Genomic DNA, 25,993 nt, shown 5'->3' with positions numbered 1-25,993 from the left:
CCTTTCTCGAACTGGAAGCGTCCACGCGATCCTGCGCAGCTGTTCACTCCAGGATTCATGACGAACGTGGAAATACATCCCTGTCCGAGAGCGCGGCTGTGCCACGAGCCAGCGGTCGCGCTTCACAACGTTGCAATCCGCGCACCGGGTGCGAGGCAGCAAGGATGTGAGCGTGGCAGAGCGCCTCATTCTGGGGCGCTCATGCCGAGCTCAGCGGGGCGTTGAACAAGATCAAGGAGTGAATCGCCGCCAGGGCGCAGACTGCATTCCGGTATCGAAGTTGCTTTGCCACCAAAAAAGGTGGTGGCGCGACGATGATCGAACAGAGACAGGCGCGAAGCGCGGCGCGGCGGACTCAGGACGAGCGGCCCGTACCCCTGACGGCCCGCCGCAGACGCGGCGCGACCTCGGCGGACGTGGACAGCCAGCTCTTGTCCGCCGCGAAGGGACAGGCGGACGGCGCCGCAGCGACGCCGCGCGGGACGCTCACCTACGCGGATGCGCTGGAGGGCACCCGGAAAGGGCCGTTCCCGGACGAGGTCGAACCCCAGCTCGCGACCCTGGTCACGGGGCCGCCGCCCGGCGAAGGGTGGCTCTACGAGGTGAAGCTCGACGGCTACCGCATTCTCGCGCAGCTCCGCGGCGGCCGCGTGACGCTCCTGACCCGCGGCAGCCAGGACTGGACCGAGCGGTTCGCAGGCGTGCGCGATGACCTCGCCCGGCTGCCAGCCCGGGAAGCCGTGCTGGACGGCGAGATCGTCGTCGTCGGGCGAGACGGCGTGACCGACTTCCAGGCCTTGCAGAACGCGCTCGGCGACGGGAACGACGGGCGCGAGGGGCGCCTGATGTACTTCCTGTTCGACCTGCTCTACCTCGACGGCCGCGATCTCCGCGGCTGCACGCAGGTCGCCCGCAAGCGCGCGCTCAAGGCGCTGCTCGCGGAAGCGCCGGAGGAAGGGACCCTGCGCTACACGGAGCACCTCGAGGAGGATGGCGCCGCGGTGTTCCAGCACGCGTGCAAGCTCGGGATCGAGGGCGTCATCGCGAAGCGCCCGGAGGCCCCCTACCAGAGCGGGCGCGGGGACAGCTGGCTCAAGGTGAAATGCGGCAAGCGCCAGGAGTTCGTGATCGTCGGATTCACCGAGCCGACCGGGGCCCGCCAGGGGCTCGGTGCCCTCCTCGTCGGCGTGAACAGATCAGGCAAGCTCACCTACGCCGGCAAGGTCGGCACGGGCTTCACGAGCAAGACGCTCACGACCCTGCGCAGCCGTCTCGCGCCGATCGAGCGCGCCAAGCCGGCCTTTCCAGGGGCGCCGCGCATGCGCGGCGTGCACTGGGTCGAGCCCAGGCTCATCGCAGAGGTGCACTTTGCAGCGTGGACACGCGACAGGCGGCTCCGGCACCCGTCGTTCGAAGGCCTCCGCGAGGACCGCACTCCGGAGTCGGTCACCGTCGAGCGCGAGCAACCGCCGCCCGGCAAGGCGGCCGGCAGCGCGTCGAGCACGGCGGCGAGCGCGGCCAAGGGCCATGGAGCGCGCAGGGCGGCGAGCGCGGCCGTGAGCGCCGCGCCGGGCAAGGCCCCTCGCGCGGGCCGGGGCGGCGGCGCGGAGAGGATCGAGGTCGCCGGGACGCGGCTGACGAACCCCGACAAGGTGCTCTATCCGGCGCAGGGAATCACGAAGCTCGCCCTCGCCCGGTATTACGCGCAGATCGCCGAGCACATGCTGCCCTATGTCGCAAAGCGCCTGCTCACGCTGGTCCGCTGCCCCGCGGGCCAGGGTAAACCATGCTTCTTCCAGAGGCACGAGGCCGAGGGGCTCTCCGAGGCCATCCGGCGGGCGACCGTCGAGGAGGAGGACGGGAAACGCACGTATCTCTACGTCGAGAACGCCGAAGGGCTCGTGTCGCTCGTGCAGATGGGGGCGCTCGAGATGCACATCTGGGGGAGCCGCGTGGACCGGATCGAGCAGCCGGACATGATGGTCTTCGATCTCGATCCGGCGCCGGACCTCCCGTGGGAGCGCGTGGTGGACGCCGCGAGGACCGTGCGGCACCTCCTGGAGACGCTGGGGCTGCGGAGCTTCGTCAAGACGACCGGCGGCAAAGGGCTCCACGTGGTGGTCCCGATCGAGGCGCAGAGGAGCTGGGACGAGGTGAAGCCGTTCACGAAGGCGGTGGCCGACGCGCTCGTGCGCTTCGAGCCGGCGCGGTACATCGCGACGCTCTCGAAGGCCAAGCGCACCGGCAAGGTCTTCGTCGACTACCTGCGGAACGGGCGCGGCGCGACCGCCGTGGCGCCGTACTCGACCCGGGCGCGCCCCGGCGCAGCCGTCGCGACCCCGCTCTCGTGGGACGAGCTCGACGCGCCGGTCGATCCTGCCTCGTTCACCACCGAGACCGTGCCGCAGCGGCTCGCGTCCATCGCAGATCCATGGGCAGAGCTCCCGACCGTGCGCCAGTCCATCACCGGCGCCATGATGAAGAAGGTCGGTCTCTGACCTCCTCCCGACGTCCCCGACAAACCCAGAAGCCGGTGAGCACACCGAAGAAGAAAGACACAAGCGACACAGGGAATGTACATTCACTGATGTTCCGTTCAGCGAAGTCGTTCTATCGCAGCAGGGTGGCGTGCGCTGGTTGACGGGGCCGCGAGCGCGCTGCATCGTCCCCTGGGTCTGCCATGGCCAAGAATCGGAACTCCAGCGCTCTGGCGGAAATTGCCGAGCGACTCCACCAGTTCGACGGTGAACCGCTGCGGGTGGCGTTCCTGGCGCGCGGCATCGATGCGCTCACCCAGGTGGCCGAGCGGCTCGATCCGAGCGAGCTTGGCGAGGTCGTCGCGTCGCCCAGCAACGCGGACGCGCTTGTGACGGCGCTCACGCAGCCGAGCGCCGTCGGCCTGTTCTTCGCCGCGGATCCGCTCACGCCGGCCCGCCTCCGCGGCCTCCAGGCGAGGGACGCGCTCCTCGCCGCCGAAGGGGGCACGCTCACCGCGGAGGAGGTCGGCGAAGGGCTTCACCTCTCGCCGCAGGCGATCGAGGTGCGGCGCGCAGCCGGAAGGCTGCTGGCCGTGGACATCGGCCGTCGTGGGCACCTCTACCCCGCATGGCAATTCGCGGACGAGGGCGTGCTGCCGGGAATGGAGGAGATCCTGGCCCTCCTCGACGAGCACCCCCCGCTGGCGAAGCTCCGGTTCTTCCTCTCCGGCAACCACCGCCTCGACGGCGATCGGCCGCTCGACCGGCTCCGCCGCGGCGACCTGGGCCCGGTGCGGCTCGCCGCGCGCATGTTCGGAGAGCAAGGCGCGGCCTGAGAGCGCCGCCGTGCCGACATGACGACGACGCTCGGGCCGCATCCGGACCCGCCCCTCGACTTCGCGGCAAGGCCGCTTCCCGTCACGGCCTTCCGGCGGTGCTGGTTCCGGATTCACTGGCTCGCGCGCGATCCGCTGTACTTCGGCCGCTCGGGCGACAACCGCTTCGACGCCCCTGCCGGCGAGTTCGGGGTGCTGTACGCCGGGAAAGACGAGCGTTGCTCCTTCATCGAGGTGTTCGGCCACGCGACAGGCGTGCGCTTCGTGGAGCAACGCGAGCTCGCCGCGCGCGGGCTCGCGTGCATCGCGCCGAGGCGTCCGCTGCGGCTCGTGAACCTCACCGCAGAGGGGCTCGCGCGCCTCGGGGCCGACGCCCGCCTGACCTCGGGCGAGTCCTACGGGGCCGCTCACCGGTGGGCGCTCGCGATCCATGACCACCCGAGGAGACCCGACGGCATCGCCTACGCCGCGCGCCACGACCCGAGCCGCGTCTGCGCCGCCCTCTTCGAGCGCGCCAGCGCGGAGCTGGAGGTGACCCGGCTCGGCTCCCTCGCGGATCCGGCGCAGGCGGCGCTCCTCGCCAGGATCCTGGGTGCGTACAAGTTCGGGCTCGTCTGAGCCTCGACGAGCGGACGGCGGCGCGGGATCCCCGGGCGCGCTGCCGAGCGCGATGGCGGCGCCGGGCGCGGGGGCCAGGTGCGCGTGCGAACCGAGCGCGCGTGCGCGCCGGCACAGCCGGTGCTTCCCATGAAGGCAGGCGCGCTGCGGCGGCGTCGCGGCGGGCGGTGGCCACGGCGCGCGCGGCCGAGCGGCGGGGGGTCCGATGAAAATCAAGAATCTGCGGCTGGAAACAGGCTATCTCGTGGAGCCCATTCCACTCCAGAAGGGGATCGCGATTCACCAGATCCAGATCGCGACGATCGGCGGAGAGGGGTCGTGCCGGGTCCAGCTCTCGCTCGATTCCAACCGCTGCACGATCGACAGCTTCGGCGAGGCCAAGGCGTGCGTGCGGGTGGCGCCGACCCACCTGGAGGCGGACGTGGAGCTCCTCGAGGAGTGCGATGAGAAGCAACTGCTCGCCCTCAAGTTCGAGGGAGGCAACGGGCCGGCGCTCCGGCTCGCGCTCCTGCCCCTCTGCAGCGCGGGCAAGCAGGCGATCGTCGCGCGGCTCCTGGTCTTCGGGGAGACCGGCGAGATCAAGGCCATCCTGCCGATGCAAGGAACGTCGGCGGGCTGCGTGGTGGTCTGAGCGCGAGCGCGCGGCCATGTGGCGCGGCCGGCGCCCCGGGGGAGGACGCCGTTCAGGAGCCGCGCCGGCCGCCGCCGGGCCCGAAAGGACCCGCCGGCCCTCCGGAGTTGCCGTCGGGACCAGCGCCGTACGGGCCGGGGGCACCCGGCGGCGCGCCGTAGGCGCCCGCGGGAGCGCCGTGGGCGCCGGGGGGAGCTCCAGGGAAGGCGCCGTAAGCGCCCGCGGGAGCGCCGTAGGCGCCAGGGGGAGCCCCGGGCGGTGCGCCGTAGGCGCCGGGAGGAGCGCCGTAAGCGCCAGGGGGAGCCCCGGGCGGCGCGCCGTAAGCGCCAGGGGGAGCGCCGTAAGCGCCAGGGGGAGCCCCGGGCGGCGCGCCGTAAGCGCCAGGGGGAGCGCCGTAAGCGCCAGGGGGAGCGCCGTAAGCGCCAGGGGGAGCCCCGGGCGGCGCGCCGTAAGCGCCAGGGGGAGCCCCGGGCGGCGCGCCGTAAGCGCCGGGCGGCGCCCCATAGGCCCCCGCGGGAGCGCCGTAAGCGCCGGGCTGAGGCCCTGGCGCCCCGTGAGCCCCCGGCAGGGGATAGCCCCCGAGCGCCGCAGCGGCGGCCGGCCCCTGTCCGGGCGGGTACGCCGCCTCCATCGCGACACGGCGGGGATTGGCCGGGTCGTAGCGCACCGTGACGATGCACCCCGGCTGGATACGGGGGGCCGCCAGCACCGATACGAGCGCGACCGTCTCCACCTGATACGGCGGCATGCCCGGCGGCATCACCTCGAGGAGCAGCTTGAGGCTGTAGGAGTCCTGGGCGCCCATCGACACCTTCATGCCGGTCTCCTGGTACTGCAGCACACGCGCCGCGCACGGCACGCCGATTCGAAGCAGCTGCTGCTGCTCCCGCTGCTGGGCCCGGAGCGGTCCGAGGACCTTCTTCCAGACCCCCCAGAGGACCACCGCAGTGATCCCGAGCGGCACAACGACGCTGAGCACAATGATCAGCAGGGTGGACGTCATCGGGTCAGCGTACCAGGCCGGCGCCCTTCCGCACCAGGGCGTCGACGCCCGTCACCGCGGGTCGCACGACGCGCGGCGGGACGTCCCGCGGAGCTCAGATGCAGCGGCGGTACGTGAGGGCATAGTCGATCCGGACCTGGACGTCTGTGGTGTCGTTCGTCAGCACCCCGGAGCCCGCCTGCGCCAGGCGGTTCGTGACGTAAAGGCTCGTCTTGATGTTGAGCGGCCGCACGGTGCCGCAGTCGGACCAGACCGTGGCCGCGAACGTGTCCGTGCGCGAGAAATCGTTCGTGAACGGCCCGATCATGCTCCAGGTGAGCGGCCCCGAGGTGAGCGGCGAGCCCGAGAAATAATACGATGTCTCGTGGAGCCCATGGACCCCCGGCTCCAGGTCGGCAAAGCCCCGGTACGTGGCGTCGAAGAGGGCCACCTGCCATCCCGGATCGAACCGAAGATCCACGGCCAGCTGGCAGAACGCGCGGTTCGCGGCGCGGGCGGTGCCCGGGCCGGCCTGCGCCTCGAACTGGTCGAAGATGACGGTCAACGCCCTCTGATCAGGCGAGATCACCCCCGCAGCGGAGCCGACGGGACATCCGCTGCCGGCATACGTGAACGACTCGATCCGCGCATTCTGCGCCAGCGCAGGAAAGGCGAAGAGAAACGCCGAAGAAAAGCCGAACGCCCATCGCAGCAACATGCTTGCCCCCCTTTTCATCTTCAGACGACATCGCGTCGCCGTCCGCCGGCACCCGCGCGCGCATCACCGCTGTCGCAGGCCAGCCGACATGTGTTGACGAGCATGCGATGAGGGCGCGCTCCGCGCAACCTGCGCGGAGCGCGCCCTCGCGCGGCGCCCGCGCCGCGGATTGACCGGAATCCATCGAGCGCCGTTAGGTCCGCGGGACGCGCGGACATTCGATGAGAACCCGGAGCGCAGGCGAAAGGTGGATAGACGACTCACTGTATTTCGAAGCCCGGGAGCGGCGAGGCAACGACGCGGAACACCGGGACGAGGTTCACGCGCTCGTCCCAGGACGGGTGGTGCCGGTAGAAGAAATCGAGCCGAGCCTTCGCGTCCTTCGCGAACGCAGGATCGCGCAGGCGCACCTCGAACTCGGCGCGCAGCGCCGGATCTGCGGCCAGCATGCGGCTCCGGCCGGAAGGCGCCATCCAGCTTGACGGGCGTCCGACCCTCGAAGGCGACCGCGTCGGCCCGGAACGCCTCGACGGCGAAGCCGGGGCGCGCCTCGGGCAGGAGCTCGTAGCGCACGCCGTGCAGGCGCAGCTTGTCGGCCACCCAGGCCGCGTGCGCCGCCGGGACGACGTAGCCGGCGGCGGGCGCGGTGACGGTCAGAGCCGGCTCGATGCGATCGAACAGCGGCACGCGCCAGAGCTCCGGCCGGGACTCTGCACGGGGTCACGTTCCGCGGCGACGGCGTGGCGAAGCCCAGGTCGACCTCCCCGTTCGACATCGCCGATTGCCGGCTGGTCCTCGCGCTCGACGATCTCGCCGCCTTCCTGGCGACGCGCGGGATCGCCGAGGTGGTGCACTTCAGCATGCACCGGCCCGCTCCATCCGGCGCTGTCGCGCCGGCGAAGGCGCACGCGAAGCCGCCCGCAGGCAAGAAGACCCCGAACGGCGCCGGCAAGGCGGCGAAGCCGGGCGACCGCGCCGCGAACAAGCCGGCAGCGGCGTCCGGGCGCCCCAGCCAGCACACCCTCGGGCTCGCCATCGACGTGGCCGCCTTCGTGAAGGCGGACGGTACCCGGTTCGACGTGAAGGCCGACTGGCTCGGCGCGATCGGCGCGCCGCCGTGCGGCCCCGGGTCGGAGCCGACGGTGCCCTCCCCCACGCCCTCGAGTTGCGGGACATCCTCTGCGCCATCTCCACGAGCGGGCTGTTCAACGTCGTCCTCACGCCCAACGCGAACGAGGCGCACGCGGACCACTTCCATTTCGATATCAAGCGAGACGCGCGCTACTTTCTGCTGGAGTGAGCGCGCGTCACGGCGCGGTGTCGCTCTGCTGCACTGAACGGATCGAGCGCCCGCCAAAAGCGAAGGGCCCGCACATACCGCTGACCAGCGGGTCGCATTGCGTTTGTGTGCCTCGAGGCGCTCGCCGCCGATCGCGCCGTCGACGGCTGCGGGGTGTTCGTCAATACGACGGTCCTCGGCGGCGACGACGCGAACCCCGGTACGGAGGACCGGCCGGTTCGCTCGATCCAGCGAGGGACCGAGCTCGCTCGCACCGGCCGCGGTCGCGTGTTCGTAACCAACGACGTCTTCGCCGAGGCGACCACGCTTCCCTCCGGCGTGGACATCTATGGCGGCTTCGACTTCCTCGAATGGGAGCGCCGGAGGAGCGACGACGGTGTCCACATCGAGGCCCAGACGGGTTTGCGGATCGGGGTGCTCGTCGAGCCGGCACGCTTCGACGAGGGGGCTCTCCGGTCGGTGTTGCGTGTCGTAACGGAGGAGCTTCGGATAATCACGCCGGACATGGACGTCTACGTCGCGCCCGAGCCGATCGATCTTCGTGGTCCTTCGACATCCTCGCTGGCATCGTGCGTGACCAGCTCGGCGGAGATCCGAAGGGCGGCGCGTTGTTCGTGTTCCTTGGCCGGCGATAGGACCAGGCGAACGCGCCCCCGCAGAGGACTTGACTTTTGCTCGCGTCGGGGCTCCCAATTCCGCCAGGCAGGCATGCCGCTTGCCGCGCGACGCATCGAAGGAAGTGAGCCATGGCATCCAAATTTAAATCGAAGTTCCTAGACAGCATGAAGGCGGTGGCGAGTAAGACAATTGACAATCTGGTCATCAAGAACGGCTCGTATAAGCCTAGCGGGAGCCGAGCATGGATGCGCTGCTCAGACGAACCGATGCCAGAGATTGTCAATCATGCCATCCAGAACGCGCAGGATGATGACTTGGAGGACAATGGAGAGGACGCCATGCGCCGGCGAAAGTTCACCCTCAAGAGCAAGACGTCGAGCGGCCACCCGATCACGGTTGAGGGATCGGTGGGAGAAAGCGATATCGAGATCGACAGCGTCGAGGACTAGCCGGTGGGCGCCGTTCCGCTCGGTGCAGCGCCGGGCACCGCGGGCGCCGCCGCGCCGTTCAGCGCAGCGGGGGTCGCAGCGGGCGCCGCCGTGCCATTCGGGGCAGCGGGGGCCGCAGCGCCGGGCGGCGCCAGCGCCGTCGGGGCAGCGGGGGCGTCGTCCGCCGGTGCGGTGGCGGTGTCGCTGGACGACGCCGCGCGTCCAGTGCGACCCTTGTAGAGAGATGGCGCGATCGAATCGGCGTCCCCCTCGTTCCAGCGCAGGTACGCGACGGCGCGGCGGCTCTGGTCGTAGGCGTGGACGAGCAGCGAGAACGCCCGCGCCCTCCTGTCCGCGGCCTCGGTCGGCCCGGGACCTTTGCCGTGCTCCCTCACGCCGAGGGCCGCGAGGAGCTGCGGCCCGATCTCCCCGGCGCGCCTCACTTCTTCCTCGGTCGCCGCCGTCTTGTCGGCGACCTCCGACCAGCTCGCAGTGAAGAGCGCCGAGAGCGCGACGAGATCATTGGCTGTGTCGATGTGCCCTTGTCCGGCGCGGATCTCCGTGACCGTGTCCGCGTCGAGCAGGCCGCGCCGGGCCAGCGCTTCGGCGTCGCTCAGCAGGTTCTCGCGCAGCGGGGCCGCTTCCACGAGGAGAGGCTTCAGCGCGTTCTCGGCGCCTCCGCTCGACAGCCACGCGAGGTGCGCGTACCAGGCGGCGAGCGCATAGGTCTCGAGCCGGTCGAGCAGCGCGACATCATGCTGCTGAAGACGCTCCGTGATGGCGGAGCGCAGCGTGAGGAGGCCGGGCAGTACGCCCAGCACCTGGGAGACCACCCGGGGGATGTCGAGGTTGATGGCGATCAGCCGATCCGGGCTGAGCGCCTCGATCTCGGACAGAGTTTTATCGAATGCCGCCGCTGCCTGGGGCGGAGCCGCGGGCTTCTTGGGAGCAGGCTTCTTCTTGAGTGGAGAAGGCTTCGTCATGAGGGGATGACCTCTCGTTGTTCGTCGTCGCGGAGCAGCGGAGAACAGAGACAACGCGCTCCTCACCCCGCGCGCTGGACTTGATGTGAACGCCAGGCGTACGCCGGACGTTCCGGGCAGGGATAATCACCCCTACCAAGCCGTCAATCGACCCCCCCGGCTGATTTTCTGACGGCGTGCCGCCGAACGTCGCAATCCTGCACCAGGGCGCTCGGGCCCGCGCGGGGCTGGATAGCGACGTCGCCCTGCCAGAAGGAGCCTGCCCTCGCGGAGCCCGAGCCATTGGCGCGGGCTCCGCGAGGGCCGTGACAGGCGCGCTGGGTGTGTCGATGGTTGGATAGCACGTGCTGTGCCATGAACCAGGGAGCACTGCTCCGGGCCACCGTGTCCGGTATTGCGAAGGCTGCCGGCTGCCTCCCCCGGACCGTGTCCGGTGCCGCGAAGGCTGCCGGCTGCCTCCCCCGGACCGTGTCCGGTGCCGCGAAGGCTGCCGGCTGCCTCCCATGGACCGTGTCCGGTGCCACGAAGGCTGCCGGCTGCCTCCCCCGGACCGTATCCGGTGCCGCGAAGGCTGCCGGCAGCCTCCCCCGGACCGTATCCGGTGCCGCGAAGGCTGCCGGCAGCCTCGCCCGGACCGTGTCCGGTGCCGCGAAGGCTGCCGGCTGCCTCCCCTGGACCGTGTCCGGTGCCACGAAGGCTGCCAGACTGCCCGGTTTCTCCTAAGCTCCGCCAGAGATGAGCGCGCTCCCTTCCCGCCGTGCGCTATCCCTTGGAGCGGCCCTGATCGGCGGCACGGCGCTCCTCGCGCCGCTCGGCATCGCCTCGCTGCGCCGTGCCCCGGCCGAGCCGGTGGATGCCCCGGCGGCGGCGCCCGGGTCCCCCGCTTCGGCGACGGCGCCTGCGGACGGCGGGACCGGCCTTCTGGACGGCGACGTCGGCGCGCCTGCGGACGGCGGCGCGGAGGCGGGCGGCGCGCGGTTCGAGCTGCCCGCGTGGTCCGCCGCGTCGCGCGCGGCCACGTACGGAGGGCTCTCGGCCGACGCTTGCGACAGGGAGATGAAGCGCCGCGGGATCCCGCACGCCGTGGCCTCGCGCGGCGCCCCGCTTGTCGACCGGCCGGTCCGGCTCACCGGCCCGCTGCACGGGGTCACGTTCCGCGGTGACGGCGTGGCGAAATCCCGCTCGATCTCTCCCTTCGACATCGCGGATTGCCGGCTGGTCCTCGCGTTGGACGATCTCGCCGCCTTTCTCGCGACGTGCGGGGTCGCCGAGGTTGTGCACGTCAGCATGCACCGGCCCGCTCCCGCCGGCATGGCCGTGCCGAGGAAGCCGCAGAAGGCGCCCGCGAAGCCGCCCGCAGGCAAGAACGCCTCGAAGGGCGCCGGCAAGGCCGCGAGGCCGGGCGAACGCGCCGCGAAGAAGCCGGCGGCGGCGCCCGGGCGCCCCAGCCAGCACGCCCTCGGGCTCGCCATCGACGTCGCCGCCTTCGTGAAGGCCGACGGCACCCGGCTCGAGGTGAAGGCCGACTGGCTCGGCGCCATCGGCGCGCCGCCGTGCGGCCCCGGGTCGGAGCCGAAGGTGCCCACCCCCCACGCGCTCGAGCTGCGGGAGATCCTCTGCGCCATTTCCACGAGCGGGCTGTTCAACGTCGTCCTCACGCCCAACGCGAACGAGGCGCACGCGGACCACTTCCATTTCGATATCAAACGCGACGCACGCTACTTTCTGCTGGAGTGAGCGCGCGTCACGGCGCGGTGTCGCTCCGCTGCACTGGACGGTCCGTTGCGCTGGACGGATCGAGCGCCCGCCCGAAGCGAAGGGCCCGAGCATGCCGCGGACCCGCGGACCGCATTGCGTTATCGAGAGACATTTTCCACGGGTAAATGCGCCTTGTTGCGGTTCCTGTTGGTTGACGCCGCGCGGCTGGCGCAACTACCGTGCATACATGACGTGGTGCAAGGGCAAAGCCATCAGGGCAGCGCCCGTGGTGGCGTTCGCACTCATGGGCGCGAGCACGCTGTCGGGGTGCCCATACTCCGACCCTTGCTGGGAGGTGGAAGCGTGCGAGCCGGATCCGGAGCCGCTGCCCGGACCGTGCGAGGGAGAGCCCGGCAAGGCGCAGGCGCTCGACGCGTGCGGGGTGTTCGTTAGCGAGCACGGCGACGACGACCACCCCGGCACGAAGGGCGCGCCGGTGAAGACGCTCCAGCGCGCGGTCGGGCTGGCCACGACCGGACGAGGCGGAGGGGAGGAGCCGACCCGGCGCGTGTACGCTTGCGGCGAGGTGTTCGAGGAGGCGATCTCCCTGCCCTCGGGCGTCGATCTCTGGGGCGGACGTCTCTGCGAGGGGGGCGACTGGTCGTTCGGCGGGCCCGCTCAGCGGACGACCATCGCGCCGCCCGGGGGGGTCCCGCTGCGCGTCATCGAGGGAGACGACGCGACATCGACGATCTCCGGCGTGCGCGTCGTGGCGGCGGACGCCTCGGCGATCGACGGCAGGTCGTCGATCGCGGTGATCCTGAGCTACGGCGCCAGGGTGAAGCTGGTGTCGAGCGTGATCATCGCGGGCGACGCCAAGGACGGGGAGCCCGGCGAGGACGCGGCGAGTGTCCGCGCGGAGAGCGGGCAGTTCGGGAACGACGGGGCGGACGCCTGCACGGCGGGCGCCGCGACGGGCGCCCTCCCGGTCGTGACCGCGTGCGGCGAGGGCATCGAGTCGACGGGCGGGTACGGGGGCGACGGCGGGATCGAGCAGGGCGGCGACGGCGCTTCGGGACAGCCCGAGCCCGCACCGAACCCCGAGGGCAAGGGCCTCAGAGGAGCCGGCGCCGGCAGCATGGCGTGCAGCGACGGGACAGATGGCGCGCCCGGCGTGGACCGTGGCCGCGCCAGCGGCGCGGCCGACATGGGCTATCTCACCGACGATGGGTGGATCGGCGTCCGCGGTGACGACGGGGACCGGGGCGGCGTCGGCCAGGCCGGGGGCGGCGGGGGCGGAAGCAAGTCGCGCGACGGCGTGAGTCCCCCCGTGTGCCCGGCCTCCGGACCCCAGACCGGGGCGTCCGGAGGCTCGGGGGGCGGCGGCGGCTGCGGTGGCCTGGGCGGCAAGGGCGGCGGCTACGGCGGCGCGAGCATCGGCATCGTGGCGCTCGAGGGCACGGAGCTCACGGTCGAGGCCACCGAGGTGTTCACGGGCCGCGGCGGGAACGGGGGGACCGGCGGAACGGGCCAGCCGGGCGGCTTCGGCAGGCACGGCGGGAAGCGTGGCAATGGGTTCGTGGCCGGGATGTGGAACGCCTGCCATGGCGGCAGCGGCGGCAACGGCGGGCGCGGGGGCGACGCCGGCGGCGGGCTCGGCGGCCCGTCCGTCGGCATCGCCTATGTGGTCCCCAACCTGGCCCTCCGGCCCGGCGCCGTCATCAAGTTCGGACCGGCCGGCGAGGGCGGCCTCGCGGGGAACGCCGCCACGCTGGATGTGGCTGGCAAAGGCGGTTCCGGTCCTTCGGCGGAGACCCAGGCGTTCAGCGGGCCGAACGAGCTGCCCCGTTAGCGCCTTGGATAGCGTGCGTCCCCAGGGACGCTTCCGGTGAGGCATGCCCATGCGCGTCGAGTCCGTGTTCCTTCCGTTCGTCGTCCTACCGCTCGCCATGGCCGGTTGCGGGAACTCTCCGGAGGTGAACGAGCCGGGCGGCGCACCGCCGTGCGACGCTCCGTCCGCCTGTCCGGGCGATGCCGTCCCGGAGTCGGCGTGCCTCGAGGAGCTCGCCGCGGATCGCGCGATGGACGGCTGCGGGGTGTTCGTCAACAGCGAGATCCTCGACGGAAACGACGCGAACCCCGGCACGAAGGACCGGCCGGTTCGCTCGGTCCAGCGGGCGATCGAGCTCGCTCGCACCGGGCGCGGTCGCGTGTTCATGCCCACCGATACCTTCGTGGGGGCGATCAGGCTTCCTTCCGGCGTGGACATCCATGCCGGCTTCGACTTCCTCGAATGGCGGCGCCGGAGCAGCGACAGCCACGGCCACATCAATTCCGAGACCGATGCGCGGATCGCGGTGATCGTCGAGCCGGCACGCCCCGGCGACACGGGGGCCGCGGACGGGGTCTCGACGCTCGATCACGTGTGGGTCCAGAGCGGGGTCCAAATCGGGGTGCTCGTTCAGTCCAACACCGCGGTGGAGATCGTCCATAGCGAGATCAGGGCGCTCTACGGCGGCAGGGCGGGTCACGACGGGGAAGAGTGGCGGCCGAGCCGAGCAGCGGCCGGCCCCGATGGCCTGTTCGGTGAGGACGGGTGTTCCGCCGCGACGATCCCCGGGGGCGCGGCGGTGATGAACCCGTGTGACGACGGAACGTCGAGCACCGGTGGCAAAGGCGGTGATGGGCTTCCCGCGCGGGCCGAGGACGGGGACACCGGTGACCCGGTGCCGGCGTCCGACCCGTACTCGGGCCTCGGCGGCGACGCGGAGCGCGAGGACAGCGTCTGCGAGAACGGCCGGTCCGGGCTCTCCGGGTCCCCGGGAACGGTGGGGGCGTCCGGCCAGGGCATCGGGCGCCTCACCGAGACGGGATGGGAGGGCGACAAGGGGACGGACGGCGGCAGGGGCATGCCGGGCCAGGGCGGAGGTGGAGGCGGCGGCCGGCGCGGTGGGCTCGCCGTGTGCGCGGCGGCGGACAAGGGAGGGGCTAGCGGCGGCTCGGGAGGCGCGGGCGGCTGTGGCGGCCGAGGGGGTCGAGGCGGCGGGAACGGCTCGCCGTCGATCGGCCTCGCTGTGCTGCACGCCAGGGTGACGGTCCGGGACAGCGTCATCAAGGCGCCCGCCGGCGGGCGGGGAGGCCACGGAGGGCCGCCCCAGCAAGGTGGCAAACCTGGGCGAGGCGCGCCGGGCGGCGATGGCCGCGACGGAGCGCGGGCCTGCGAGGGGGGCCGCGGCGGTGACGGCGGCTACGGCGGCTACGGCGGCCCCGGGCGCGGCGGCGACGTGATCGGGATCGCCTACCTCGACGAGGACCAGCTCGCGCTGGAGGGGGTCACCTTCGAGCTGGGCCTGCCGGGCCCAGGCGGCACGAGCTGGAGCCATGACGGCACCATGACGACCGGAGAGGATGGCGTCGCCGTGGAGACGCTGCGCTTCCCTGAGTAGGCCGTGTTGTGGGCGAGCTCCTACGCTGGCGGGCGCCTCGTCACTTCTGCGTATCAGGAGCAGATTCGGTGCCGCGACGATCGAAGATCTTCAAAATAGACTCGATCGTCGTCCGCAGCTCTTGTGGAGGCTGGCGCGTAGTCGTCCACTCCAGCACCAAGCCGACCAACCTTCGGACGAGGTCACAGTCAGCCTGCCGCACGACCAGCGTCGTCGCCACCTCTCTAGATAGAATCGCATCGAAGGCGTCTCCCATCGCGCGCAGAGTCGCTAACCATTCATTCCTCGGGAGCTCGGACGCCGACGCACCGACGTCGAGCGACTCCACGATCGCAGAGAGACAGTTGAGCCCCTCAGAGAGCGCCTGCGCCACTTGCCGATCACGCGTCATCCGCCCGTCCCCTATTTCTCAAACTGATATCGACAAAGCCAAGTTCCAATCGGATTGATGATAGTACAGTTGTCTCCATTTGAATACTGATAAGAGCATGTCCACGTGGGCTTGCCGCCCTTGCACCAGTACAGATCGCCAATTCCGCTGCTAGTGGACTGTTCGACAAGTTTTTTAACATAATCACGCGGCATGCCGCTCAACCCAGCGGTGCATCTTCTGCCGCGTCCAGGACCACCTGAAAGGGTGAGCGTAGAGCTGGTCGTACTCCCGCCAGCTCACGTTCAGGTGCTCGACGAACTGCTGGCGGCTGTTCCAGCTGCCGCGCTTCAGGTAGCGCTCGCTGAATGCGCGCAGCAGCAACTCGGCCTGGTTGAGCCACGAGGCGTGCGCCGGCGTCACAAGCACGCGGACGTGCGGGTAGAGGGTACGCAGCAGGGTGGTGGTCTCCTGTGCGACGTGGGACGGGGCTCCGTCCCAGATCAGGTGCACGCGTCGCGCATTGCAGCACTCGTGGAGTAACTCGGGCAGGATCGCGCGCAGGTGCTCGCTATCGTTCCGGCTGGGGCACCACCCGCGCATCTTGCCCGTGTGCACATCGAGCACGGCGGCGAAGTTCACCGTCCCGTGCCGGATGTACTCGAACTCCTGGTGCTCGATCTGGCCGCGCCTCACGGGGCGGGTCGGTCGTCGACGTTCGAGCACCTGGATGTTCGGCTTCTCGTCGAAGCAAAGTACAACTTCGCCGCGCGCAGCTAGATCCGAGGCTCTTTCGTAGCACCACAGGATGCGCGTCGCCCTCCTCTCGAAGTCGGCATCGATCGTGGGCGTCTTCCAGTACCGCGAACGGTGGGGTTGGAGATCGGCGGTACGCAAGATCAGCGAGACGGTCGAGTGCGCGATTTTCGGCACCAGCCCACGCTCAGCCGCCACCTTCGCCAGGCTGCGTGTCGACCAGTGCGTCATGTGCAGCCCGAGCCCTGCGGGCTCACAACAGGCGAGCATCTCGAGGCCGACGCGTTGCAGAGGGGGAAAAAGCCCGGGGCCGACCTTCGCGAGGAGCGTCCTCGGCCGCCCGAACCCCCAACTTTTCGTACCGACGGCAGAGGTGCCAGATGGTCTCGCGCCTCTGCTCCACGTGCGCCGCCAGCTCCTCCACGACCGTCGCCGGGTCTGCCATGGCCAAGAGCACCCGAGCTCGGCGAGCGACGCGTTGCTCGGTGCGTCCATCGCGCACCAGCCGCTCCAGGTACGCCCGATCCTCCCGCGACAGCTCGATCCTCCTGGGTGGTCGTCCTCGCATGCCGAAGCTTACGCCACCCCGGGGAATATGTTAAAAAACTTATCGAACAGTCCACTAGGGCTATACGGATGCGAAGCGTGATGAACGCAGTAGGCGCCGATCGCCTCACACTGGTTTACGCACGTATGGCTGCCGGGGGACGCGCAAGTAACCTGGGCTGCCGCCTCGACGGCTTCGCTGCACTCGGAACGCTCCATCTCGTCTTGCGGATCCGGTGGCGCATCTCCGAAGCCTCCGGCCCCACCCGGGGTGATGATGCCTGCGCCGACGCCCTCACCACGACCATCCCGAAGGTAGCACTCACCCATGTCGTAGTTGCACGCAGCAACGAAGCCACAGATCAGAATTGCACTAGCCTTCATGTCGCCTCCAGTCGCAAAACTGGTCCGACAGTCGACCTGACCGCCAACTCCTCAGGGAGCATCTGCCCGCATGCAGATGACGCTATCATCGGGAGCCGCTGCATGGTGCGATGCCCACATTTCCCTGGTTTCTTGGCGCCCTTGGCGCCATGGCGGTTTGCCTCCCAGCCCGACTTCCCGCAGTAGAGTTAAAGTCACGCCCTGCGGCTCGCCCCGCAGGTTCGCTGACGAGCCGCACCACTGGCGAGGCTCTTCTCAGTCGAGCGTGGCGTCAATGGGTAACCAGCGGCACAAATTCTGTCCGTGCGCCAGTGGGGCGGTCCGCCAGGGCAGCGGGCGCATCACCGAGGCGATAAGGCGGCCGACGGCGGCAGGCGCATGCCGGGTCAGGGTGGAGGCCGGGCCGCGGTCCGGTCCACGTCCCAGGATGGCGTACGCCGGAGCTGCACGACCCACACCGAATGCGAAGCCGTCTTCGCGGGAGCCCGCGGCCGCCCGCGACGAAGCAAGGGACGGGTGTGCAATCTGGACAGACGCGGCACTTCGTGCGAACTATTTAAGAAGAACATGTCGATCAGGTGTCGCAGCCATGTTCGCGTCTTTTCCGCAGGCGAGGTCCACTGGGAGGAGTGGAGCGCTGCCCGGAACGGCGGCGCGGGCAAGCGCCCCGTGGTCCTCGTACACGGCCTGTCGGATAGCTGTCGGACCTGGAACCGCCTCGCGCCCGCGCTTGCGGCCGGCGGGCGCCGCGTCGTTGCGGTCGACCTGCCCGGCCACGGGCACTCGGCCCGCCCGGACGCTCCCTACACCGTCGCGTGGTATGCGGGTGTGGTCGCGGAATGGATCCGCGCCCTCGGGCTCGGCGATTTCGATCTGATCGGGCACTCGTTCGGCGGCAGCATTGCCATGTGCGTGGCCGTCGAGCGGCCGGGGCGCGTGCACCGCCTCGGGCTGGTCGCCGCGGGCGGCATCGGGAGCGAGGTCGCGCTGCCGCTGCGCTTCGCCGCGGTGACAGGGCTGCTGGAGCTGGCCGTGCCGGTGCTGATGGGCGTCGGCACCCACGCGGGGATGCTTGTGCTCGGTGGCAACTTCAACGCGGACGAGCGCAGGCACCTCGCCCGGGTGAACGCGCGGCCCGGCACGGCGCGCGCCCTGTCGCGCACGCTCCGCCACGCGATCGATCTGCGCGGCCAGCGCGAGCACCTCATGGACATCGCGCACCGGATCCCGGAGATACCGCCTCTCGCCGTCTACTGGGGCGACCGCGACCCCGTGCTCCCGGTGCGCCACGCGGCGGACATCGACCGCTACCTGGAGGGCGTGGCGGTGCGTCGCTACGCGAAGGCGGGGCACTACCCGCACCGGGAAGCGGTGGCCGACCTCACCCCCGATCTCCTGCGCTTCCTCGACGAGCCTCGGCCTGCGCCGCGCCTGCGCGCCGGGGCACGCGCGCCCCGCGCGGCGGTCGCGCCGCAGGCCAGCCCGCGGTGGCAGCCGTGGGCGGACGCCCCGGTCCGGCAATGGGCGACGCGGACGCTCTCACCGCTGCTCCGGCAAACACCGGAGCAGGACGCCGACCACTCGGCCTCTCCCGCCGACCTCGGGAGCCGCCCGCCGCCCGTCCCCTGCTGACGCCGCGCGACCCCGCCGGCGCGGCGACGGCGGCGCGACCCTGCCGGCGCGGCGACGGCGGCGCGACCCTGCCGACGCGGTGACGCCCCTTCCCTGTTGACGCACCGCCCTCCGGTGCGGTTCTCTCGGGCGCCGGTGCAACTCGAATGTGAGACCTGCGGCGCCTCGCTGCGCGTCGAAGCGGACCAGCGGACCGCGGTGTGCCCCTACTGCGCCTCGCCGGCGGTGGTGGAGCGCGCGCCGTCGAACGACCGGCCGTCGCCCCACTTCGTCCTCGGGTTCACCACGACCCGGGAGAGCGCGCAGGGCGCCGTCACGGCGTGGCTCGGGAAGCGGAGCCTCTTCGTGCAGTCGAGCGTCAAGAGGGGGACGATCGACGCGATCCGCGGCGTCTACACGCCCGCGTACCTGTACTCGGCGATGGCGCAGACGCGCTACGCGGCGCAGATCGGCGAGGACTACCAGGAGACCGAGACGTACACGACGACCGACGACAAGGGGAACAGCGTCACCCGCACCCGCGTCGTCACGAGGACCGAGCACCGGCACCTCGAAGGCCAGCACGCCACCTACGTCATGGATGTCCTCGTCGTGGCGTCCCGCGCCGTCCAGAACGCCGAGCTCGAGGCGATCGAGCCGTTCGACCTCCGCACGATGCGGCGCTACACGCCCGCGGTGCTCAGCGGCTGGGTCGCCGAGGAGCCGACCATGACGCAGCCGGAGTGCTACGCCCTGGCGCGGCGGGAGGCGCTCGAAAAGATCGGCCGCGACCTCGCGGGCTTCATGCCCGGGGACAGCCACCACGGCCTCACGCACGAGACGCGCCTCGACCAGGAGACGCTCGAGCTCCTCTACGTGCCCCTCTGGGTGCTCGCGATCCGGCACGACCCGCGCGAGCCGCCGTTCCGGGTCCTCATCAACGGCCAGACCGGCGCGATCCACGGCAAGGCGCCCCTCTCCTGGGTCAAGATCGTCCTCGCCGTGCTGCTCGTGATCCTGCTCATCGCGGCGCCGTTCGTCCTGGCCGCGGCCCGCGACCGCGACCCGGCCGAGCGGCGCGGCGTGGCGAGGCCGCCGGCCCTCGTCACCGCGCCCGCGCCCGCGCCCACGCCCGCGCCGACCGAGCGCGTCCGCCCCGGCGGGAGCAGGCCCACCCCGACCGGAGGGACGCGATGAGCATGAGCATGGGCGTCTCGACGGCCGTGGCGCGGTGCTGCGCCCGCTGCCAGGGGCCGCTGGAGCCGGGCGACCTTCGCTGCGCCGTCTGCGGGCTCGCCGCGCCGCAGGGGAGCGGCCCGGCCCCGCCGCCGGTGCAGGTGCTGCGGTGCACCGAGTGCGGCGCGGCGGTCGCGTACTCGGCCGAGGCGCAGGCGCCGAAATGCCGCTTTTGCGGCGCGGTCACGCGGCTGGAGCAGCCCGTCGATCCGATCGAGCAGGCCGACTGGCTGCTCCCGTTCGGGGTGCCCCCCGCGCAGGCCGACCAGGCGCTGCGGCAGTGGATGTCGACGCTCGGCTTCTTCCGGCCGTCGGACCTCTCGCAGGCGGCGACCGTGGAGGGGCTGCGCCCGATCTGGTGGGCGGGCTGGCTCGTCAACGCGGACGCGGTGGTGAGCTGGACGGCGGATTCGAACGCGGGCGCCCTGCGGAGCGCCTGGGCCCCGCACGCCGGACAGACGCAGCTGCCGTTCCGCGGCCTGCTCGTGTCCGCGTCGCGCGGGCTGTCGCTCGATGAGGCCCGGGAGCTCGCGCCGTATTTCCGGTTCGATCAGGCGGTGCCGGCCGCGAACCGGACCCAGCAGCAGCTCGGCCCGGCGGACGCGGTGCTGGAGCAGTTCGACGCGCAGCGCTCGGCGGCGCGGAAGATCCTGAGCGAGCGGATCGCCGCGACCGCGGAGGACACCCTGAAGCAGGGCGTGATCCCCGGGTCGACCTTCCGGAACGTGCACGTGGCGGTGCTCCTGCGCGCGCTCGAGGCGCGCCGGGTGGCGCTGCCTTCGTACGTGCTCGCCTACCGCTACAAGGGGCGCAGCTACCGGGCCATCGTGCACGGCCAGGACGCGAGCCGCGTCACGGGCACGGCGCCGATCGCGTGGGGCAAGGTGGCGCTGGTGGTCGCCGGCGCGCTCGCGCTGGTCGCGATCGTCGTTGCGGTGTTCGCGCTCACCCGCACAGGGTAGCTCGCGGACGCCGCGCGATACCGCTCCTCCGGGCGGCGGCTCGAACGCGCGAGGATCCGCGCCGGAGGCTGTGGCGGAATGCCTCGAACGCACGCCCGGTGCGGCACGGCAGAGCCGTTCCTCTCGCGGTCTCGCGCGTGAGCCGGCCATGGTCTGGATCTCGCAACTACCGCCGGGACTACGGAGGACACCATGGAAACTGGGTCACGAGAAAAACTGCTGGAGATCCTCAAGAAGTTCCGGAATGCCATGCTCGTCACGCAGGCGAGCCACGGGGCGCTGCGGGCGCGTCCGATGGCGCTCACGAAGGTCGACGACGGCACCGGGGACATCTGGTTCATGACGAGCATCGACTCGGGCAAGATCGACGAGATCGAGTCGCACCCGGAGGTGAACGTCACCCTCCAGGAGGAGCACCGCTTCCTGTCGCTCTCGGGGCGCGCCTCGATCGTGCGGAGCCGGGCGAAGATCGAGGAGCTGTGGTCGGAAGAGGCGAAGATCTTCTTCCCGAAGGGCAAGGACGATCCCCACCTCGCGCTCATCCACGTGAGCCCGCGCGAGGGCGAGTACTGGGACAACCAGGGCGCTGCCGGGCTCAGGTTCCTTGTCGAGGCGGTCAGGGCCTACGTCACCGGGACGACCCCGAAGACCGACGCCGCCCAGCACGCCGCGGTGCCGCTGAACGGCGGGCCCACGGGCGACGGCCGGGTGTCCGCGCGGTAGCGATCTCCGCCGGGGCGCGGCGCCAGATCGCCGCGGCGCATCGCGCCGACGCGGCCCGCGCGGCCGACGTGGCGCGGCGCCGCATGCGACATCGCGCCCCACCGCCCTTTGCGGTGCTCCTGAGTCTGTCCCCTTCCCTTCAGCGTCCAAGCCAGCACGTCGCAGATCGCACCGCTGCGCGCACGCTGGCCCCACATCCATGCTCCCCCACGATGACCGAGTGCCTCGCGCAGCGCGGCGAGCTTGCGAATACCGCCGATGCCGCGCGGCAGCACGCGCCGCGCGCCGCGGATCCAGCGGGACGGAGCCTGGCGCACCCCTTGCTATTCGTGGAATCACGTTACGCCGTGCTCCCTCCTCTGGGATGGACGTGACGCGGGAACCCGGCAGCAACGAGGTCAGGCATGGGGATCTTCACGATGTCTCGTCGAGCTCAGATGATCATGGTCGCGGCGGCGACGGTCGTCGTCATCGTGGGGCTGCGCTACGCGGAGCCGTTCCTCGTGCCGGTGCTCTTCGGGATCGCGCTCGCGGCCATCTCCTCGCCGATCGCGAGCTGGGTCACCCGGCGGGGGCTCCCCCCGGCCATCGGGGCGCTGGCCGCGCTCGTGGTCGACCTCGCGATCCTGGCCTTCGTGGGGGCGGTGGTCACCATCGCCGGGGTGGAGCTGGAGGAGAAGGTGCCGGCCTACCTGGCCCGCGCCTCCAGCATGACCGTGGCGCTCGCGGCGACGCTCACCGAGCGCGGGCTGCCGGTGAACCCGGAGTTCCTGTCGCGGACGCTGCACACGGCGTCCCTGGTGCCGCTGCTCGGCGGGGCCGCCGTGACGGTCGCCAGCGCGGCGTCGAACCTGGGGGTGGTGCTCCTCGTGGTCTTCTTCGCCCTCTGCGAGTTCGCGGGGGCCGGCGCGAAGATCCGGGCGATCATCACGGACCCGGGGCGCGGGCTCGAGCATGTCGAGCGCATCGTGCGAGAGGTCAAGAAGTACCTGGTCGTGAAGACGATGACGAGCCTGCTCGTCGCCGTGCTCGCCTACGTGATGCTGGTCCTGCTGGACGTGGATCTGGCGCTCCTCCTGGCGTCGAGCCTGTTCGTCCTGCACTTCATCCCCAACATCGGCGCGGCGGTCGCGACGATCCCGGCCGTGCTCGCCGCGCTGGCGAGCCAGGGACCCGGCACCGCGGCGATCGTGGCCATCGGGTACCTCCTGATCAACCTGCTGGTGGGCAACGTCCTGGAGCCGCGGGTCCTCGGGCGGACGCTGGGGCTGTCCCCGCTCGCCGTCCTCCTCGGGATGCTCTTCTGGGGCTGGCTCTGGGGGCCGTCGGGAGCGCTGCTGTCGGTCCCGATCATGATGGTCGCGAAGATCACGCTGGAGAACGTGGAGGGACTGTCGTGGATCGCGCGCATCATGGAGCCGGCGCCGGAGGAGCATGAGCAAGAGGCGGCGCCGGCGAGCGAGGAGCCGCCGCCATCGCTGCTGCGGCCGAGCGTCGCGGGGGCGCGGCGATCCGGGTAGCAGGGTGCTCCGGCAATCACCCGACGACGCGCGCTGAGCCTGCAGCGGGCCATGTTCCACCATCGTGCCCTCCCGGGGCGCCTGCTGATGCCGCATCCTTCTTTCTGGGATGTGACCATGTCCGCCAGCCGCATCTCGAGCAACGAACCGCCTCAGGGATTGGAGAGCGAGCAGGCGCCGCCCGAGAACCTCAACTTTCGCGCGATCTTCGAGGGAATCTCGGGGAACTACCTCGTGCTCCGGACGGACTTCGTGGTCGTCGCCGTGAGCGACGCCTATCTCCAGGCGACGAACACCCGGCGCGAGGAGATCCTGGGTCGCGGCATCTTCGATGTGTTCCCGGACAATCCGGACGATCCGCACGCGACCGGCACGAGAAACCTGCGCGCCTCGCTCGGGCGTGTGCTCGAGACACGCGCCTCCGACAGCATGGCCGTGCAGAAATACGATATCCCGTGCTCCGAAGCGGGGGGAGGCGGTTTCGAGGAACGATATTGGAGTCCCTTCAACAAGCCCATCGTGGGGCCAGACGGCGAGATCGCGTACATCATCCACCGTGTCGAGGACGTGACCGAGTTCGTCCGCCTGAAGCAGCGCGGGATCGAGCAGACCCGGCTCACGGAGGAGCTCCAGACACGGGCGGACAGGGTCGAGGCGGAGGTCTTCCTCCGAGCACAGGAGATCCAGCGCGCGAACGAGCAGCTCCGCATGGCCAACGAGCAGCTCAGCCGGCTCGACGAGCTCAAGACCAGGTTTTTCTCGAACGTGAGCCACGAGTTCCGGACGCCGCTCACGCTCATGCTCTGCCCGATCGAAGAGCTCCTGACCGGCGCGCCCGGCGGCCTCACGGACAGGCAACACGAGCTCGTCGAGCTCGCGCGCCGCAATGCACGGCGGCTCCTCAAGCTCGTGAACAACCTGCTCGACTTCGCCCGGATCGAAGCCGCCCGGATGCAGGTGTCGTACGAGGCGCTCGACCTCTCGGCGCTGACTGCCGAGGTGGCGAACGCGTTCTGCTCGACGGCGGCGCGGGCGGGGCTCCGGTTCGTCGTGGACTGCCCGCCGCTCCCGGAGCCTGTCTACGTCGATCGCGAGATGTGGGAGAAGATCGTCCTCAATCTGATCTCGAACGCGTTCAAGTTCACGTTCGAGGGCGAGATCGCGATCTCGCTCCGGTGGGGCGGTGACCACGTGATCCTCGAGGTCCGCGACACGGGGACGGGGATCCCCGCGGAGGAGCTCCCTCGGATCTTCGAACGCTTCTACCGGATCCCTGGGGCGCGCGGGCGGAGCCACGAGGGCTCCGGCATCGGGCTCGCGCTCGTGCGGGAGCTGGTCAAGTTCCACGGGGGTGACGTCCAGGCGACGAGCGTGTTCGGGCAAGGGAGCACGTTCACGGTCTGCATCCCCAGCGGATCAGCGCACTTGCCCGCGGAGCACGCAGGCGCCGAGCGGGAGCTCGGCATGACGGCCGTGACGGTCCAGGCGTTCGTGGAGGAAGCGTCGCAGTGGGTCTCCGTGGATGCACCACCGGCAGCGCCTCCGCAGGGGCTCCCGGCGGGCGCGGACGATCGGCGCCTGCCGGCGGGCTCGGGCGGCCACGTCCTGCTCGTCGAGGATAACCCCGACATGCGGGGCTACCTCCGGCACATCCTCGCGACGCGGTGGACCGTGGAGGCGGTCGAGAACGGCGAGATGGCGCTGTCGGCCGCGCGCGAGAAGGTGCCCGATCTCGTCCTCACCGACGTCATGATGCCCGGGCTCGACGGGTTCGGCCTCCTCGCCGCGTTGCGCGCCGATCCGAGGACGCGGCTCGTCCCCGTCGTGCTCATCTCGGCCCGATCCGGGGAGGCGTCGCGCGTGCACGGCGCCGAAGCGGGCGCGGACGATTACCTCGTCAAGCCGTTCTCGGTCCGTGAGCTGCTCGCGCGGGTCGGCGGGCGCATCGAGATCGCGAAGCTGCGCCGGCAGGTCGCCGAGGATGTCGAGCGTCTCCGCGAGAGCGAGCAGCGCTTCCGCTCCCTCGCCGACGCCGCCCCGATGATGATCTGGATGTCCGGGCCCTCCGGAGGATGCGAGTACGTCAACAAGACCTGGCTGCGCTTCACGGGGCACACCCTCGAAGCGGCGCAGGGGGACGGCTGGCTCGACGCGGTCCACGCGGAAGATCGCCCGCTCTTCGTGAGCGCCTACTCGGCGGCGCTCGGCGCGCGCGAGCCCTTCACGCTGGAATGTCGCATGGTCCGCGGAGACGGCGAGAGCCGATGGGTCGTGACCCAGGGCGCCCCGCGTTTCTACGCGACCGGAGCGTTCCAGGGCTTCGTTGGATCGTCCCTGGACATCACCGAGCGCAAGCGGGTCGAGGACGCGCTGGCCGACGCGGATCGCCGGAAGGACGAGTTCCTGGCCATGCTCGCGCACGAGCTGCGCAACCCCATGGCGCCGATCTGCGTGGCCGTGGAGCTCATCCGGTTGCGAAGCTGCGGGGGGCCGCCGGACCGGCACATCGAGGTCATCGCACGGCAGACGAAGACCTTGATGCGCCTCGTGGACGATCTGCTCGACGTATCGCGCATCACCCGGAGGAAGATCGAGCTCCGCAAGGAGCGGATCGACATCGGGGCCGCCGTGTCGCGCGCCCTGGAGTCGACGCGCGCGCAGATCGAGGCGCGGCGGCATCAGATCAGGCTCGCGCTGCCGGCATCCGCCATCCACGTCATCGCGGACGCCGTTCGTGTCGAGCAGATCCTCGTCAACCTGCTCACCAACGCGTGCAAGTACACCGACATCGGGGGCCACATCGGGGTGACAGTCGAGCGGCGCGGCGATCAGGTGGAGCTGCGTGTCCGCGACGACGGGATCGGGATCGCGAAGGAGATACTGCCCCAGGTCTTCACGCTGTTCCATCAGGCGGAGCGCAGCTTTGACCGGGCGCCCGGCGGCCTCGGTATCGGGCTCACCATCGTCCGGGACCTCGTAGCTCTCCACGGCGGGAGCATCGAAGCGACGAGCCCGGGGCTCGGGCAAGGCAGCGAGTTCGTCGTGCGCCTGCCCGTCGCGGCGGACGACACGACGTCCGCCCCCCGGAGGAGGCGAGGCGGCCCTCCGCGGTGACGAGGAAGCAAGTGCCGTGAACCCAGCGCGATCGAT

22 protein-coding genes are annotated in these 25,993 nt (G+C 70.9%); 16 read left to right on the top strand and 6 right to left on the bottom strand.

The genetic code is table 11. From position 1 onward, the window contains the following. The first annotated feature begins 314 nt into the window (after positions 1-314). The 4 genes from ligD (at position 315) to WMF36_RS18745 (ending at position 4,562) form a co-directional block, all read left to right on the top strand. Positions 315-2,498, top strand: coding sequence for a DNA ligase D (ligD, locus tag WMF36_RS18760; protein ID WP_437580984.1), 2,184 nt, complete (start codon positions 315-317; stop codon positions 2,496-2,498). A gap of 182 nt (positions 2,499-2,680) precedes the next feature. After that, a complete protein-coding gene (locus WMF36_RS18755) occupies positions 2,681-3,313 on the top strand; it encodes a hypothetical protein (protein ID WP_437580983.1) in 633 nt (210 codons plus the stop codon). Positions 3,314-3,331: 18 nt separating this feature from the next. Next, the gene (locus tag WMF36_RS18750; protein WP_437580982.1) at positions 3,332-3,931 is read left to right on the top strand and encodes an RES family NAD+ phosphorylase; all 600 of its coding nucleotides are present in this window, start codon (positions 3,332-3,334) and stop codon (positions 3,929-3,931) included. Between the two features lie 205 nt (positions 3,932-4,136). After that, a complete protein-coding gene (locus WMF36_RS18745; RefSeq protein ID WP_437580981.1) occupies positions 4,137-4,562 on the top strand; it encodes a hypothetical protein in 426 nt (141 codons plus the stop codon). A 52-nt stretch (positions 4,563-4,614) separates the two neighbouring features. Here the strand turns inward: WMF36_RS18745 and WMF36_RS18740 are convergent, their stop codons facing one another. The 3 genes from WMF36_RS18740 to WMF36_RS18730 form a co-directional block, all read right to left on the bottom strand. Then, the gene (locus WMF36_RS18740; RefSeq protein WP_437580980.1) at positions 4,615-5,565 is read right to left on the bottom strand and encodes a hypothetical protein; all 951 of its coding nucleotides are present in this window, start codon (positions 5,563-5,565) and stop codon (positions 4,615-4,617) included. 94 nt (positions 5,566-5,659) lie between these two features. After that, on the bottom strand, positions 5,660-6,262 hold the full coding sequence (locus tag WMF36_RS18735) for a DUF4360 domain-containing protein (protein WP_437580979.1): 603 nt from the start codon (positions 6,260-6,262) through the stop codon (positions 5,660-5,662). A gap of 260 nt (positions 6,263-6,522) precedes the next feature. Further along, entirely contained in the window at positions 6,523-6,711 is a 189-nt protein-coding gene (locus WMF36_RS18730; protein ID WP_437580978.1) for a hypothetical protein, read from the bottom strand. Positions 6,712-7,427: 716 nt separating this feature from the next. Here WMF36_RS18730 and WMF36_RS18725 point away from each other — a divergent pair. The 3 genes from WMF36_RS18725 to WMF36_RS18715 all read left to right on the top strand — a co-directional run bounded on the left by WMF36_RS18725 (position 7,428) and on the right by WMF36_RS18715 (position 8,629). Then, positions 7,428-7,562: an extensin family protein gene (locus tag WMF36_RS18725; protein ID WP_437580977.1), complete on the top strand. Its 135-nt coding sequence runs from the start codon at positions 7,428-7,430 to the stop codon at positions 7,560-7,562. A gap of 105 nt (positions 7,563-7,667) precedes the next feature. Continuing rightward, a complete protein-coding gene (locus WMF36_RS18720; RefSeq protein WP_437580976.1) occupies positions 7,668-8,339 on the top strand; it encodes a hypothetical protein in 672 nt (223 codons plus the stop codon). After that, the gene (locus WMF36_RS18715) at positions 8,309-8,629 is read left to right on the top strand and encodes a hypothetical protein (RefSeq protein WP_437580975.1); all 321 of its coding nucleotides are present in this window, start codon (positions 8,309-8,311) and stop codon (positions 8,627-8,629) included. Before WMF36_RS18720 ends, WMF36_RS18715 begins: the two co-directional genes overlap by 31 nt. On the opposite strand, the gene WMF36_RS18710 is transcribed toward WMF36_RS18715, so the two are convergent. Next, positions 8,626-9,591, bottom strand: coding sequence for a hypothetical protein (locus WMF36_RS18710; RefSeq protein ID WP_437580974.1), 966 nt, complete (start codon positions 9,589-9,591; stop codon positions 8,626-8,628). The genes WMF36_RS18715 and WMF36_RS18710 overlap by 4 nt on opposite strands. A 735-nt stretch (positions 9,592-10,326) precedes the next feature. On the opposite strand from WMF36_RS18710, the gene WMF36_RS18705 reads away from it, so the two are divergent. The 3 genes from WMF36_RS18705 to WMF36_RS18695 all read left to right on the top strand — a co-directional run bounded on the left by WMF36_RS18705 (position 10,327) and on the right by WMF36_RS18695 (position 14,735). Further along, a complete protein-coding gene (locus WMF36_RS18705; protein WP_437580973.1) occupies positions 10,327-11,328 on the top strand; it encodes an extensin family protein in 1,002 nt (333 codons plus the stop codon). A gap of 208 nt (positions 11,329-11,536) precedes the next feature. Further along, positions 11,537-13,141 carry a hypothetical protein gene (locus tag WMF36_RS18700; RefSeq protein WP_437580972.1) on the top strand — a complete coding sequence of 535 codons (1,605 nt, stop codon included), beginning with the start codon at positions 11,537-11,539 and terminating at the stop codon, positions 13,139-13,141. A gap of 49 nt (positions 13,142-13,190) precedes the next feature. Next, positions 13,191-14,735: a hypothetical protein gene (locus WMF36_RS18695; protein WP_437580971.1), complete on the top strand. Its 1,545-nt coding sequence runs from the start codon at positions 13,191-13,193 to the stop codon at positions 14,733-14,735. A gap of 40 nt (positions 14,736-14,775) precedes the next feature. On the opposite strand, the gene WMF36_RS18690 is transcribed toward WMF36_RS18695, so the two are convergent. Together WMF36_RS18690 and WMF36_RS18685 are read right to left on the bottom strand one after the other, a co-directional pair. Next, on the bottom strand, positions 14,776-15,126 hold the full coding sequence (locus WMF36_RS18690) for a hypothetical protein (RefSeq protein ID WP_437580970.1): 351 nt from the start codon (positions 15,124-15,126) through the stop codon (positions 14,776-14,778). Between the two features lie 183 nt (positions 15,127-15,309). Continuing rightward, positions 15,310-16,092 carry an IS630 family transposase gene (locus WMF36_RS18685; RefSeq protein WP_437573855.1) on the bottom strand — a complete coding sequence of 261 codons (783 nt, stop codon included), beginning with the start codon at positions 16,090-16,092 and terminating at the stop codon, positions 15,310-15,312. 1,266 nt (positions 16,093-17,358) lie between these two features. On the opposite strand from WMF36_RS18685, the gene WMF36_RS18680 reads away from it, so the two are divergent. From WMF36_RS18680 to WMF36_RS18655, 6 genes are all read left to right on the top strand, one after another. Beyond that, entirely contained in the window at positions 17,359-18,423 is a 1,065-nt protein-coding gene (locus WMF36_RS18680) for an alpha/beta fold hydrolase (protein WP_437580969.1), read from the top strand. A gap of 135 nt (positions 18,424-18,558) precedes the next feature. Continuing rightward, positions 18,559-19,599, top strand: coding sequence for a hypothetical protein (locus WMF36_RS18675; RefSeq protein ID WP_437580968.1), 1,041 nt, complete (start codon positions 18,559-18,561; stop codon positions 19,597-19,599). Next, positions 19,596-20,600: a zinc ribbon domain-containing protein gene (locus WMF36_RS18670; protein ID WP_437580967.1), complete on the top strand. Its 1,005-nt coding sequence runs from the start codon at positions 19,596-19,598 to the stop codon at positions 20,598-20,600. Before WMF36_RS18675 ends, WMF36_RS18670 begins: the two co-directional genes overlap by 4 nt. Positions 20,601-20,792: 192 nt before the next feature. Next, a complete protein-coding gene (locus tag WMF36_RS18665; protein WP_437580966.1) occupies positions 20,793-21,323 on the top strand; it encodes a pyridoxamine 5'-phosphate oxidase family protein in 531 nt (176 codons plus the stop codon). Positions 21,324-21,742: 419 nt separating this feature from the next. Beyond that, entirely contained in the window at positions 21,743-22,843 is a 1,101-nt protein-coding gene (locus tag WMF36_RS18660; protein WP_437580965.1) for an AI-2E family transporter, read from the top strand. A gap of 117 nt (positions 22,844-22,960) precedes the next feature. Then, positions 22,961-25,957 carry an ATP-binding protein gene (locus WMF36_RS18655; protein ID WP_437580964.1) on the top strand — a complete coding sequence of 999 codons (2,997 nt, stop codon included), beginning with the start codon at positions 22,961-22,963 and terminating at the stop codon, positions 25,955-25,957. Positions 25,958-25,993 lie beyond the last annotated feature (36 nt).

Origin of the sequence: Sorangium sp. So ce887, assembly GCF_051521455.1 — a bacterium.
Classification (GTDB): Bacteria; Myxococcota_A; Polyangia; order Polyangiales; family Polyangiaceae; genus Sorangium.
This window is presented reverse-complemented; position numbering and strand designations above follow the sequence as displayed.